This window comes from Variovorax sp. PCZ-1, assembly GCF_018413605.1.
In the GTDB taxonomy this organism is placed as follows: Bacteria; Pseudomonadota; Gammaproteobacteria; order Burkholderiales; family Burkholderiaceae_C; genus JANMDU01.
The window spans coordinates 80,519-93,914 of the sequence record NZ_JAHCDN010000002.1; the positions used below are offsets into that span (position 1 = coordinate 80,519).

Annotated in this window: 15 protein-coding genes; 7 read left to right on the forward strand and 8 right to left on the reverse strand. The window is 54.9% G+C overall.

Annotated features, from left to right (window positions below):
- Positions 1-7: 7 nt before the first annotated feature.
- From KIH26_RS10505 to KIH26_RS10540, 8 genes are all read right to left on the reverse strand, one after another.
- Positions 8-793 carry a fimbrial biogenesis chaperone gene (locus tag KIH26_RS10505; RefSeq protein ID WP_213445006.1) on the reverse strand — a complete coding sequence of 262 codons (786 nt, stop codon included), beginning with the start codon at positions 791-793 and terminating at the stop codon, positions 8-10.
- Between the two features lie 2 nt (positions 794-795).
- Complete coding sequence (locus KIH26_RS10510) at positions 796-1,191, reverse strand: hypothetical protein (RefSeq protein ID WP_213445008.1); 396 nt, start codon at positions 1,189-1,191, stop codon at positions 796-798.
- A gap of 31 nt (positions 1,192-1,222) precedes the next feature.
- Positions 1,223-1,717 (reverse strand): spore coat protein U domain-containing protein, encoded by a 495-nt coding sequence (locus KIH26_RS10515; protein WP_213445010.1) that lies wholly within the window; start codon positions 1,715-1,717, stop codon positions 1,223-1,225.
- Between the two features lie 183 nt (positions 1,718-1,900).
- Complete coding sequence (locus KIH26_RS10520; RefSeq protein WP_213445012.1) at positions 1,901-2,527, reverse strand: MarC family protein; 627 nt, start codon at positions 2,525-2,527, stop codon at positions 1,901-1,903.
- Between the two features lie 76 nt (positions 2,528-2,603).
- Positions 2,604-3,974, reverse strand: a complete 1,371-nt coding sequence (creD, locus tag KIH26_RS10525) for a cell envelope integrity protein CreD (RefSeq protein ID WP_213445014.1) — start codon at positions 3,972-3,974, stop codon at positions 2,604-2,606.
- Positions 3,975-4,058: 84 nt separating this feature from the next.
- Positions 4,059-5,513 (reverse strand): two-component system sensor histidine kinase CreC, encoded by a 1,455-nt coding sequence (gene creC, locus KIH26_RS10530; protein ID WP_213445016.1) that lies wholly within the window; start codon positions 5,511-5,513, stop codon positions 4,059-4,061.
- A complete protein-coding gene (locus KIH26_RS10535) occupies positions 5,510-6,196 on the reverse strand; it encodes a winged helix-turn-helix domain-containing protein (protein WP_213445018.1) in 687 nt (228 codons plus the stop codon). The genes creC and KIH26_RS10535 overlap by 4 nt, the downstream gene beginning before the upstream one ends.
- On the reverse strand, positions 6,196-6,942 hold the full coding sequence (locus KIH26_RS10540; protein WP_213445020.1) for an SDR family oxidoreductase: 747 nt from the start codon (positions 6,940-6,942) through the stop codon (positions 6,196-6,198). Before KIH26_RS10540 ends, KIH26_RS10535 begins: the two co-directional genes overlap by 1 nt.
- 74 nt (positions 6,943-7,016) lie before the next feature.
- On the opposite strand from KIH26_RS10540, the gene KIH26_RS10545 reads away from it, so the two are divergent.
- The 7 genes from KIH26_RS10545 to KIH26_RS10575 all read left to right on the forward strand — a co-directional run bounded on the left by KIH26_RS10545 (position 7,017) and on the right by KIH26_RS10575 (position 13,264).
- Complete coding sequence (locus KIH26_RS10545) at positions 7,017-7,616, forward strand: 2-hydroxychromene-2-carboxylate isomerase (protein WP_213445022.1); 600 nt, start codon at positions 7,017-7,019, stop codon at positions 7,614-7,616.
- An 11-nt stretch (positions 7,617-7,627) separates the two neighbouring features.
- Positions 7,628-8,329, forward strand: coding sequence for a dienelactone hydrolase family protein (locus tag KIH26_RS10550; protein ID WP_213445024.1), 702 nt, complete (start codon positions 7,628-7,630; stop codon positions 8,327-8,329).
- A 281-nt stretch (positions 8,330-8,610) separates the two neighbouring features.
- Positions 8,611-9,159 carry a hypothetical protein gene (locus tag KIH26_RS10555; protein WP_213445026.1) on the forward strand — a complete coding sequence of 183 codons (549 nt, stop codon included), beginning with the start codon at positions 8,611-8,613 and terminating at the stop codon, positions 9,157-9,159.
- A gap of 282 nt (positions 9,160-9,441) precedes the next feature.
- Positions 9,442-10,083 (forward strand): VOC family protein, encoded by a 642-nt coding sequence (locus KIH26_RS10560; protein WP_213445027.1) that lies wholly within the window; start codon positions 9,442-9,444, stop codon positions 10,081-10,083.
- Positions 10,084-10,208: 125 nt separating this feature from the next.
- Positions 10,209-11,213 (forward strand): Bug family tripartite tricarboxylate transporter substrate binding protein, encoded by a 1,005-nt coding sequence (locus KIH26_RS10565; RefSeq protein ID WP_213445029.1) that lies wholly within the window; start codon positions 10,209-10,211, stop codon positions 11,211-11,213.
- Between the two features lie 123 nt (positions 11,214-11,336).
- Complete coding sequence (locus KIH26_RS10570) at positions 11,337-13,067, forward strand: FAD-dependent oxidoreductase (RefSeq protein WP_213445031.1); 1,731 nt, start codon at positions 11,337-11,339, stop codon at positions 13,065-13,067.
- Entirely contained in the window at positions 13,064-13,264 is a 201-nt protein-coding gene (locus tag KIH26_RS10575; RefSeq protein WP_213445033.1) for a DUF2783 domain-containing protein, read from the forward strand. The genes KIH26_RS10570 and KIH26_RS10575 overlap by 4 nt, the downstream gene beginning before the upstream one ends.
- The last annotated feature ends 132 nt before the right edge of the window (positions 13,265-13,396 follow it).

Here is a 13,396-nt window from a genome sequence, read left to right on the forward strand (position 1 = left end):
GACAATCTCAGGGAAGCCGCACGACGAACGATTGGTCTTTGCCATCGTCAAACGTGAGCTTGAGCGTGGCCTCGCCAGCCGCTATCGGTTGTGCAGCTGAGATGCCAATGGATTTACGCGCACCGGGCAAGATATAGGCGCCGCCTTCAAAGCGAGCCAAGGGCGCTGCCGCAGCATCGCCGCGCAGCACCAGAATTTCACGAATTTGCGCATAAGCGCTGCCTGTGTTCGCGCAAGTAATTGCCAAAGCCACACCTTCGCGATTTGCTTGGCAATTGATCTCGCGTTTGGCAATCGGTGGCGTGATGAAAACGGGCATGGATAGCGCCAAAGCAACTGGCACTTCAATCGAATTGCCTTTGGGTGCAGTGGCCTCAGGAATTTCTCTCACAATCAGACGGTAGGTGAGTTGACGGCTCGCATCCGCGGGCTTGAGCAGTGCCAATCGCACGACTTGGCGCGCTTTGGGGCCAAGTTTGATGATGGGGGGCGAGAGCACCATGTCTTCGGTGAGCACCAGCTCGTCTGTGCCATCGGGTTTTTGGCTCCACACGTTGATATCAGCCTGCAAAGCCACAGGCGAGTCACCTTCATTGGTGATCGTGATGGCCACCGCGCGATCACGTGGGGACATATAAACACGCACCGGCGTGACAGAGAAACTGCCAGCCAGCGCAGGCGCTGCGGGTAAAACAGCGGCAAGCGCCATCGCGAAAGACAGTGCAGCCCTTGGCAGGCAGGGTAAGAAGGACACTCGCTGAAGCAAGCTGAGGACGGTAGTGGGAGCATTCATGCTCAAAAGCTTACCAACAATTCGAGCCGCTCGTCTCGTTCGGTCAAATTCAGTACCCGAAGTGCTGTGATTGTCCCTTGGCCAACCCAATGGTCGAGCTCGCCCGGATGGAGCAGACCTGCTGGCACAGTGCCGATTCCTGAGAAAGCAAAGCGGTAAGCGCCACCATGCGTGCCCACAAATGGGCGCGCTACATTTTGCTCAATGCTCACGAACTGATTGCCTTGGCAGGTGACGCGCACCAAGGCATTGGTTTGTTGGCTCAGGCTCGTGCTGACACAGATACTGCTGGCCAATTCACGCAATTGAATGTTGACGCTGAATGAGTCGGATCTGGTAGCAGCGGTACTGGCAGTAGCCAGACCGGCCGCCAATGTCCAAGTCAACAGAGTGCGCATGATAAGGCTTCGCTTGTAGCAGCCGAAACAATCAGTAGGTGATGGTCACGGTGCGTGCTTTGTCAGTACCAGCCGAGTTGTTGCAAGTACCTGCGGCAGCCAAGGTGCCAGGGGTGGCGCAGTTGCCTGATTGCGATCCAGCAATGGTGGCGTTGACTGTGTATGATTGGTTTCCACCGTTACCGGTACCACTTGCTGCAGACAATGCCAAGGTGTAGTTCAAGTTGGTTGTCACGTCGGTGTAGGAATAGGTTGTGCCAGTTCCGGTATCGGTAGATGCGCGATCAAGACTCAGGGCGTATGGCAAGTTGTTGGTGCAACGCACCGCGAAACTTGTGTTGCCGGTCACGTTTGCGGCCTGAAATGATGTGTAGGCGAGGTCAATATCTGCTGCGGTTGTTTGGAAACTGCAATTGGCCGTCAAAGTGATGTTGACATTGAAGATGTCCGTGGCAGTAACAGCATGTGCAGAAAATGAAGAAACCAGAGCAGCGGTCATAGCAGCCACAAGAGCGATCTTTTTCATGATGAATCCTTAAGAAAAGAAATTGGACACAGTTTAAATACGCACGATGTATACAAACTGGATGTTGGAAATGTAACGTACGGAAACGCTTCCGGGTTACACCTATCGTCACTTGCGTATGACCGTTTAGCGGCGAATCTGCAGAAATCCGTGCGAATGTCACGCACTTAACAAATCGGCTGCTTATTTACCCAGTGTCGGGAAGAGTTTGACTAAGCCATCAGCCATCACTTCAACAGCAAGTGCAGCCAAGATCAGACCCATCAGACGAGTCATCACATTGATGCCGGTTTTGCCGAGAATGCGGGCAATCGGTTGCGCAAGAGCGAAGCATGCGAACGTAGCTAAAGCAATCACGATACCGTAACCAACGAGCGTGCCCAGCTGCAAAAACGTCTTCGCTTTCTCGGCGTAAATCACCACGGTAGACATCGTGGCAGGGCCAGTGAGCAAAGGGATCGTCAGTGGCACGACGGCAATACTGGTACGAGCGGCCATCTCTGCATCGCTCATATCGGCCTGCGCGGATTTGGCTTCTGCTGGTTGTGCGTTCAGCATCGCCAAAGATGAAGTGAGCAAGAGCATGCCACCACCCACCTGAAAGCTCGCCAAGGTGATGCCAAAGAATTCCAAGAGCTTGAGCCCCAGCAAAGCACTCAGCGCAATGACCACAAACACACTGAAGCTCGCCACCAAAATCGTGCGCTTCCTTTGCTCGCGCGAAAAGCCTTGTGTGTAGTGAATGAAAAATGGCACACAGGCCAGCGGATTGACGATGGCCAGCAGGGTGACGAGGGCTTTGGTGTCCATGATGGGCTTGATGAGGTAATTTCATCAAGCCTACCATGTTCACAGCACTGTCCGATAAGCCCGATGCGGCCTCCAGTTACGCAGCCTCTGGAGCAACTGCTGGCGTAGATTTGTTGGCAAACTGCTCATACCAATTGATCTTCCGAGTCAATGTCATCACGATGGCCAAAGCGATAAAGAGCATCACCGAACCCATCACCAGTGCGGTTTGTTCCAGTTGCAGCAGCACATACATGAAGGCATAGATCAGCGCGATACCTGCGCCAAAAGGCAGGCCGCGCAATTTGCCACCGAGCATGTAGCTGGCGTAATAGGTGAGCAGCAGCACCGTGGCGCTTGCGCCAGCCGCATACGCGCGAGCAAAGCCGATGTGCTCGCTGAGCGAGACGAGCAGCAGGAAGAAGGTGCAAATCGCCGCGCCGGCCAGCAGGTATTGCACAGGATGCACACGCAGCTTTTTCATCACTTCAAACAAACCGACGGCGACGAAGGTGAGCACGACGAAGAGCAGGCCGTATTTGCTGGCGCGGTCGCTGAGCGAATAGGCGTTGACAGGCTCGATGAAGGCCACTTGCACGCTTTCTGCGCAGTCTTTTTCGCTCGCTTCTTGTTGACCGCATAAAGGCTTGGCTTGACTGACGAGCTCACCAGCATTGGTAGCCACCGCATTGAGCCGCCATTCGGCTGTGAAGCCCTGCCCGGGGCTGATGTTGCGCTCTGAAGGCGCGAAGCGGCCTGTGAATGAAGGATGAGGCCAGTTGCTGCTCATCTTGATACTCGTCGTCTCGCCCAGCGGCACGATGCCGAGCTGTTGTGTGCCAACGAATTCCACGGTGAGATCCGCGCTCCATCCTTTCTCGCTCGCGGTGACAGCGGCAGGTGGCAAGGCAGCATGCATGCCGCGCTTGTAAGTGGGGTGAAGCGTGCCGGCTTTGAGCTTGTAGTCTTGCCCATTGAATTGCGCACTCACATGCCGGATACCGCGTGGATCATCCAGCGCGAGCATCAGGATGGGCGCGCCGCATTGCAGGCGTGAGCCTATGACCGTGTTTTTGGGTTTGAGCGTGTCACCCGGCTCAAAGCTCGCTTTCAGCAAGGCTTTGGTACTCAGTACCTTAGCTTGATAAATACTGCGCGAACGTGCCTCGGTGGTCACTTGGCTTTGCACATGGAGTGTTTGTGGCGTGCTGGTGAGAATGAACTCACGCTTTTCTTCGCTACTCGCGCCATCTTTCAAGCGCTTATCCCAGCTCTCGGTGCAGCTCATATGCAGCACGGGCCCGAGCAGTGTTTGCGCGCCTGCCACGCTCTGGCTCACACTGTTCAAGGCCTCTTGCCGATAATGCTGCCGCTCTGAAATGATGCCTTGGATCATGTGCAGAAATATCGCCAGTAGCGCGGTGGCGGCGGCCAGCGTGAGTAGTTTGGGAAGAAGGGTATTTTTCATCGTCGCTCCGTTGTTGTGAACGAAGCGACTGTGCAGCACTTGCGTGAGCGCAGATTGAAGTTTGTGAAGCGGTGGTGAACTACTTTAGATGGGCAGCAACAACTCTGCGCGGAATCCAGCAGATGTATTGGCCAAACGCAACTGCCCGCCATGCAATCGCATGATCTCACGCACGATGGCGAGACCCAAGCCGCTGCCAGATCGCTCGCCGTTGGGGCGGGGAGTACTGAAGAAACGCTCGCCTAGGCGGGGTAAGGCGTAATCGGGCACGCCACAGCCTGTGTCTTGCACTTGGATCACATGCCAGTTTTCTTCACGGCTGAGCTGCACATGGATGGTGCTGCCTGCAGGCGAAAAATCTATCGCGTTATCCAGCAGGTTAGAAATAGCCAAAAGCAGTAAATCTGCTTCAATTTTTGAATCAAATTGGCCATTCGCCGGCATAGAATCTGCGCAAACAGCTATTCTTTTGATAGCAATTGATGACTGTGATTGTGCAATGGCACGTACCACCACATCGTACAAAGGCTGCTGTGTCAGTTGCAACAGACGCCCGCCAGACGCGGCTTGCTGTTCTAGCCGCGAGAGATGCAGCATCTGCGCCACAATGCGCTCCAAGCGCTGGCTTTGCGCCACGACTTGCGCGGCAAAGCGCTGCCTGTCTGCGGGCAGCAAATCACCTTCGAGCAATTCACCTGAGGCGCGGATGGCTGCGACTGGGCTTTTGAGCTCATGCGTCAAGGCGCGCACGTGGTTTTCAATGTAATCACGGCCTTCCAAGCGCTCGCGCATGGCCTGCATCGCGCGAGCCAGATCGCCCAGCTCGCCGGGCGCATTGGGCATTTGCGGCATGGCGAGGCCATTTGCCACGGGTTGACCGACCTGCTGGGCATAGCGGCGCAATTTGCGAATGTTCCAGACGGTGTAGAGCGTCACGATCACGCCTACAAGTGCTGACAGCGCAATCAGCAGCAAACCATTGACCAGCACTTTGCGCTCCGCGCGATCAATGAAATCTTGCACAGCGCTGATCGGCTTGGCCACGGTGAGTACGCCGATGATTTTCTCGCCATCGAGTACTGGCGCGGCCACATACATTACCGCGGTCTTATCGTCGCCTTGCACCTCGCGCGTGGCCCTGGCACCGTATTCGCCACGCAGGGTGCGCGCCACATCGCGCCATTTGGAATAGTCTTGGCCTTGGGCGACGTTCTCTGAATCAAAGAGCACGATGCCTTTCACATCGGTCACGTAAATTCTGAAATCCAGTGATTGCTTGGAAAAGCCCCAAATCTTCGCGTCAATCGGGCGGCCCGCGTATTGCATCACCTGCTTGGCAAATGCGCCTTCTTTCACCTGCCCGCTTCGCACATCCTCGGTGGCCAGCTCGGCAAGGATGTTGGCTGTATCCACCATCATGTCTTCCATCACCTCGCGCACGCTGGGCTTGATCTCGGCGCTGAAGACGCGCAGCACGAAGAAAGCCAAGATGCCATTGAGCACGAAAAACACAAACAGCAAACGGATGCCGAGCTTCACACTTTAGCTTTCACGATGTCGAGCGAATAGCCCATGCCACGATGCGTGGTGATGAACTCTTGCGGATCAACGGCTTTGAGCTTGGCGCGCAAGGTTTTGATATGGGTATCGACCGTGCGATCCATGCTGTCTGTCTCCAGCCCCCAGACGCGCTCGAACAAATGCTCGCGAGATAGGATGCGGCCTTTTGCTGCGAGCAGCAAGGCGAGCACGCCGTATTCACGCTTGGTTAAATCCAGCCAAGCACCCTTGAGGCTGATGCGTTGGCCGCTTTCATCATGCGTAAACACACTTGGCGGCTCAGGCGTTTGCACAGCGCGACGAAGCAGCGCCCGCACACGCGCCACCAGCTCGCGCGGGCTGAAAGGCTTGGCCATGTAATCGTCTGCGCCCAGCTCCAAGCCGAGAACGCGATCCATTTCTTCGCCGCGTGCGCTCAGCATCAGGACTCTCGCATCACCCTTGCCGTGTTGTCCACTGCGCAGCTCGCGGCAAATATCCAGCCCATTGCCATCAGGCAAGCCGACATCCAGAAGGTAAAGGGCATACGCTTGCAAAGCCATCAAGCCACGCGCTTCTCGCAGCAGCAAGCAATGCTGCACCTTCCAGCCCTCGCGCTCCAGCGCATACACGATGGTGCTGGCAATCGCGCTATCGTCTTCGAGCAGGAGAATGTTTTCCATCAGCGCCCACCCGCCACATCAAGCAATGTGCCTGTGGTGTAACTTGCTTGATCGGAGAGAAGCCAAAGAATGGCTTGTGCGATTTCATCAGCAGTGCCTGCGCGTTGCAAAGGCAATTGCGCAGCCATACGAGCAGCGCGGCCTGGATCGCCGCCGCTGGCGTGGATATCGGTATCGATGATGCCAGGGCGCACGGCGTTCACACGAATGCCCTCGGAGGCCACTTCTTTGGCCAAACCAAGCGTGAAAGTGTCTATCGCTGCTTTGCTCGCGGCGTAATCCACATATTGCGCAGGTGAGCCCAAACGCGATGCCACGCTAGAGACATTCACAATCGCACCACCATTGCCACCATACTTCGTACTCATGCGCCGCACGGCCTGCGCTGCACACATGAAACTGCTGGTGATATTCGTCGCCCACATGCGCGAGAGGCGTGATACGCTCATTTCATCTACGCGTTGAGCCAAATCCACAACGCCTGCGTTGTTCACCAAACCATCCAACCTACCTAGCTTGGCATCCACTGTTTCAAAAAGCCGCAACACATCAGCTTCAATGCTCACATCTGCTTGCACAGCAATGGCCACACCGCCTGCTGCGCGTATTTGGCGCACCACGCCATCCGCCGCGAGCGAATTTGAAGCGTAGTTGACCGCCACTTGCCAGTCTTGGCTGGCGGCGAGGATGGCGGTGGCAGCGCCAATGCCGCGTGAAGCGCCAGTGATCAGGAGAGTTTGGGGCATGGCTTGTGTCTTCAGCAGAGAAATGATTTTGTGGGTACAGTTTGCGACTCTAACAAAACATTTGAGGATGACTCGTGAGCAAGACCGTTGATTATTACTTCGCACCCCAATCACCTTGGACTTATCTCGGCCATGAGCGCTTTGCCGCGATGGCTGCCAAAGCAGGCGCAACTGTGCGCATCTTGCCTGTTGATCTGGGCCGCGTGTTTCCAGTCTCGGGCGGCTTGCCTCTTCCTAAGCGTGCGCCACAGCGCCAAGCCTATCGCCTGCTGGAGCTCAAGCGCTTCAGTGAACATTTGAAATTACCGATGAATATTCAACCCAAGTATTTTCCAGTGGGCGGTGATGATGCGGCCAAGCTGATCATTGCTGTGGATATCCACGATGGCACGGCGCAGGCCATGCGCGTGGCGGGAGCTGTTTTTAAGGCTTGCTGGGTGCAAGAGCGAAATATTGCTTCCGAATTGACGTTTGCAGAAATCTTGCAAAGCCTTGGCTTATCCGCCGAACGCATCGAGCAAGCACACAGTCAAGCCGTGCAGACACGCTATGACGCTGATACGCAAAAGGCGATCGAGATAGGCGTGTTTGGCGCACCCAGCTATGTGGTGGATGGCGAAATGTTTTGGGGGCAAGATCGTTTGGATTTTGTCGAGCGCAAATTGATGTCTTGAAGGAGTTTGCAATGGGACAGATGATCCACTTAACCAGCGCTGATGGCGCGCAAATCGCTGCTTATGAAGTTGAGCCACAAGGCACACCAAAAGGTGCAGTGCTTGTATTACAAGAAATCTTTGGTTTGAACGGTCATATCCGCAACGTCGCTGATGGCTATGCGAAAGAAGGCTATTTCGTGATCGCCCCCGCCATGTTTCATCGCGTAGCCGCGGGCACAGAGCTGGGCTACACGCCAGAGGATATGCCCAAAGGCTTCGCCCTCAAAGCCGCAGCCGAAGCGCTCCTGCCGCAATTGCTAGGTGACGTGCAAGCCGCGATAGACCACGCTGCTCGCGCAGGCAAAGCCGCCGGCGCACCGAAGACTCTCAAAGTAGGCATCGTCGGCTATTGCTGGGGCGGCCTCATGAGCTGGCGCGCCGCGCAAAAACTCCAAGGTCTCTCTGCCAGCGCTCCATACTACGGTGGCGGCATGACGAAAGAACTCAGCGGCGCACTGCATTGCCCCGTGATAGCTCATCTCTCCGACCGTGATGATTACGTGCCGATGGATGGCGTAGCTGAGTTGCAGAAAGCCTATCCGCAAGCCACGGTGTACATCTATCCCGCCAAACATGGCTTTAACTGCGATGAGCGTGCTTCTTATGATGAGCCGAGTGCTAAGTTGGCGCGCGAGCGAACTTTGGCTTTCTTCGCACAGCATTTGACTTGAGAGCCGCTTCGCGTTTCACACCACCCGCTCACCTGCCACGTGACGTGCCCGAAAAAGCCGAGGACTGTCTTTTTCTGAGCACGGTGCATGGTTTCCCGAGCTGCCATCTTTTGTAGCGGTGATTACATGGCTGGCCGCGCCCGACCAAGACATTCTTCGTTTTTTCAGACCCATCACGCGGCGGATTAATAAGGTTAGTTCGCTGAAAATTGCACCTAAGTATCGGTGTCCTCATGTTTAGATGACTATGATTAGTTGAATTCGATTACTCCATCATCTTTATGGCATTACTCGCAGAATCACTCGTCGAAGAATGGCTGAACCGTCAAGGATTCTTTACTGTTCGTGGCGTGCGTGCGGGTGTTGACGAACTGGATTTACTTGCAATTCGTCCTAGGAAAAACGGCTTAGGATTAGAAGCGCGTCACGTTGAAGTACAAATGAGCGTAAATCCAATCGCTTATATCTCTTCATTGACCTCTGATCAGACCAAGTTGTACGGTAAAGGTAAGACATCGGCATGGAGGCGACCTGATGAGGCATTGCCTATATCAGTTGCGGCTTGGGTCAACAAGAAATTCTTGAAAGACACGAAAATACTCGCTCGGAATCGAGCATGGCCAGATTTGCAATGGACCTTCCAATTTGTGCATGGCAAAGTCAAGCACCATGCAGAGCTGACTTTAATTGCCAGTTATGGCATCGAACTGATTCCATTTCATTCTGTGTTGTCTGATCTATGCGATAACGTAGATAACTCACCGAAAAGTGGTGCTGGCTCTGACATAGCTGATATGTTTGCATACTACGAAGAGTATCGCGATCGATAATTACGGCACCAATAAGAAGGCAGCTATAGGAGCAGATCCGCTGCGTGATGGGTCTGAAAAAACGAAGACTGTCTTGGTCGGGCGCGGCCAGCCCTGTAATCATCGCCACAAAAGATCAGCAGCTCGGGAAACCATGCACGGTTCGCTGAAAAAGACAGTCCTCGGCTTTTTCGGGCACGCCACGTGGCAGGCGAGCGGGTGGCGTGTAGGCGAAGCAGTTAGCACGAAGAAAATTACGCATTAGTAAATGCGTTATGATTAGTGAAATTATCGGAGCCTGCCATGAAGGTTTACGCCATTCCCGAAAGCATGAAAGCAAGCCTGCCTGCGCCAGCGCAAGTCCAGCAGCTGCATCACTACGCTTACCGCGCCCGCGATGCGGAGGAGACGCGTAGTTTTTATGAAGATGTGCTGGGCTTGCCGATGTATCACATCATCCAAAGCGATATCGTGCCTTCCACGGGGGAGTTTTGCCCCTACACGCATTTCTTCTTCCGCCTGCAAGACGGCAGCTTCATCGCCTTCTTTGATTTGGGCGACGACACCGCCGCTGAGCCGAGCCCGAATACGCCGAAGTGGGTGAATCACATCAGCTTTCGGGTGAACACCGTGGCTGATCTTGAGGCGATGAAGGCGCGCTTACAAGCTGCTGGCGTAGAGGTGCTGGGCGTGACCGATCACCACATCTTCAAGAGCATTTATTTCTTTGATCCGAATGGCATTCGTTTGGAGCTCACAGCGCAATTGGCCGATGAATTTCAGATGCTGCAAGAGAGCAAGACGGCGCATGCGCGGCTGAATGAATGGACGGCGCGCAAGAAGGCTTGGCGCGCGGAGCGCGATGCGGCTTTGGCGGCGGGCCAACCCGTGCCCTCTTTGAAGCCGCAAACCAATGATCGCCCTGAGCTGCTGAGCCGGGCTTGAATTAGCGCGGCTAATGCTCCATTGTTTGTGTGTTTTTCGATGATTACCCTGAGCGTGTTTTCGAGCGATAACTTTAGACTGGCGCACTTCTTGCGTAAGCAAATGTTCAGTTTAGGATATCGCTCATGAAACATTCCCATCCATCCTCCCGTCTGGCTTGGTTTCAAAAACCGGTCTCTTTATTGGCTTTTGTCGTGCTCGCAGGCGCAGTGTCTGCCTCCGTTTTCGCACAAAACTTCCCCAACAAGCCAGTGCGTATGCTCGCTGGCTTTGGTGCGGGCAGTGGCTCGGATGTGATGGTGCGGCAAGTCAGCGCGCAAATGGCCAGCCAATTGGGGCAGGCCGTGAATGTGGATAACAAGCCTGGCACGGGCTCAGCCGCTGCGGTGGCTGAAATGCTTGCTGCACCCGCGGATGGCTACACCATCTTTTCCGCAGACAACGGCGTGATGGTTTACAACCCAGCGCTCTACAAAAAGCTGCCATATGACGCGGCAGCCCTCGCACCCCTGGGCGTGATGGCGCGCGCGCCGCTCATGCTGGTCACGCATCCGGGCGCTGGCTTCAAGCATGTGCGAGACATGCTCGATAAAGCCAAAACTGCACAACCCAAAATTGCGTACGCCTCACCCAGCGTGGGCAGCCCCTTTCATGTGGCGATGGAAACCTTCAAGAAGCGCGCTGAAGTGCCTTTCGTTCGCGTGCCTTTTGGCAGCGATGCTGCGGCGCTCAAAGATGTGGTGGCCGGGCAGGTGGATTTGGCGGTGATTGATCTGCCCAGCGCTTTGCCGCACATCAAATCGGGCAAGCTGCAAGTGTTGGCCACTTTCGCGAATCGTCGTGTGAATGTTGCACCCGATGCGCCTTCTGTGAGCGAGCTGGGCTACAAAGATTTGGAGGCTTACATCTGGCAAAGCCTCGTGGTGCCCGCTGCCACACCCAAGGATGTGCAAACCCGTTTGAGCAATGCCATGCAATCGGCCATGGGGCAGAACGCGGTGCGCAAAAACTTGTCAGACAACGGCTGGGAAATTCTCTCTAGCGACGCAGGTTTGACGAGTGCGTTTATTGCAGTAGATGTGCGTGTTTGGCACAAGAACATCAAAGAGGCAGGGATTTCTGCCGATTGATTTTCAAGCAGTTCACCATGAAGCCAAGTGCCACATCCAACGCAAATCAAGAGTTGAATACTATTCATTTGATAGCATTCAGCGCAGATTCTATGCCGCCGAAAAGCACTTTAGGCTTCAAAAATGACCCTGACTGAAACAACATTCACCAACGGCTATGAATTTAGCCAAGGCGATGGCTACACATTGCCTGAATACGAAGCCGTGATCCCCGATGCCGTGCGCACGGGGCGCACAGAGCATCACCGTATCTTGATCGTGGGCGGTGGGCTGACTGGGCTCACGCTCGCTTGCTCGCTCGCTCAGCTGGGCGTGGATTGCGTGCTGCTGGATGAAGACAACACCGTTGGTGTGAAAGGCGCGTCGAGCCGCGGCATTTGCTACACGCAAAAATCGCTGGAGATTTTTGACAAGCTGGGGATTTACGAGCGCATCAAAGCCAAAGGCATTCAGTGGAGCGTGGGGCGCACCTTTGCGGGCGAGGATGAGGTCTATAACTTTGACCTGAAAGCACAAGGCAACTTCAATTTGAGCGTGCAACCTGCCTTCATCAATATCCAGCAGTTTTACAACGAAGGCTTCTTGGTAGAGCGCATCAACGAATTAGGCCATGCGCAGATTCGCTGGAACAACCGCGTCACATCATTCGAGATCAAAAACAATATCGCTACATTTGTGATAGCTACTCCCGCGGGTGAATACTGCGCTACAGCCGATTTCATCATTGATGCCACCGGCTCACGCAGCCCTTTCCATGATTGGCTAGGCGTGAAGAAAACCACCAAGAAGGGCGATGACCGCTGGTGCATTGCTGATGTGCGCTTCAACACACATCCCCCGAAAGAGCGCCACACTTGGATTGAAGCGCCGTTTAACGACAACCGCGCCGTCTGGCAACATCTGATGGCCGATGATGTGTGGCGCATTGATTACCAAATGGCGCCTGATGCGGATCCAGCTTATGTGAGCCGCGAAGATGTGGTGCGCGAGCGCTTAGCCAAGCAGTTTGGCAAAGAGACGCAGGTGGATATCGTCTGGGTCGGGCCTTATGCTTATCGCAGCGAATGTGTGGATCGCATGAGCGCAACTGCTGGTAAGAGCGAAGTGTTTTTCATGGGCGACAGTGCGAAAGTTGTGAGCCCCTTCGGCGCGCGTGGCGGCAACACCGGCATTGCGGATGCAGATAATTTGGCTTGGAAGCTGGCCGCCGTGGTGCAGGGCAGGGCAACTCCAAAGCTGTTGAACAGCTATCACGCCGAGCGCCACGAAGCTGCCAAGACCAATGTGCAAGTGACCAACCGAACCGCGCGCTTCCTGCGCCCGCAAGATGGCATGGAGCGCGTGTTTCGCAACGCCACGATTGAACTGGCCAAGAAGCATGCCTTCGCGCGTGGTTTGGTCAACACTGGGCGCATGGCGGTGGCCAATCCGTATACAAGTTCTCCTATCACTTCACCCCAGCTAGCACAGAGCCATTCGGTGCAAAACGTGAGCTTTGCATGGTGCAATGGCCGTGCGGGGCAACTCAATCAAATTCTGCAATGGGCGAGCGGCCTGCCGCTGCTCTTGATCTGGAGCGATGCGCCCTTGCCAGCTGGCCTGCTGCAGAAAGTGCAAAACCTCTCCTTGGGCAACAAGTTGCGCGCCGTGCTGGTGACTCCAATTCCGCAAACCGCTTGGCTAGAGCAGATCGTGGACAGGCAGGGCAAACTGTTGCAGGCCTGCGGAGGCAGCAGCAACACGCGTTGGGCACTGATTCGCCCTGACAGCTACCTCGCTGCGCGAGAAACGAAAGATGCTGGCCTTCAAGCGCTCGATACTGCGTTGGCTGCTGTGCATGGAGTCAAGCCATGAAGCAAACGCAGGCCACCCCGAAGTTGGAGAATCAGTTCAGTGACCCAGATGGCTTTTATGAGGCCCTGCTGGATGCGCACGAGGGCTTAAGCGCTGATGCCTCAGTTGCCCTCAACGCCAGACTGATCCTGATTCTGGCCAATCAAATTGGCGATCAAACGCTGTTAGCGCAATGCCTGGCATTGGCTAAAAAATAGGCTTTCACGCTTTCTCGATGACTTGATTCAGTTGCGCAGTCTGAACCCGCAGACTTGGCTGAGCCCGACTTAAGTCGAGTGCCAAAAGCGCTTCCGTGATTTAATTCACTAAAAAACCAAGGGTTAACACTA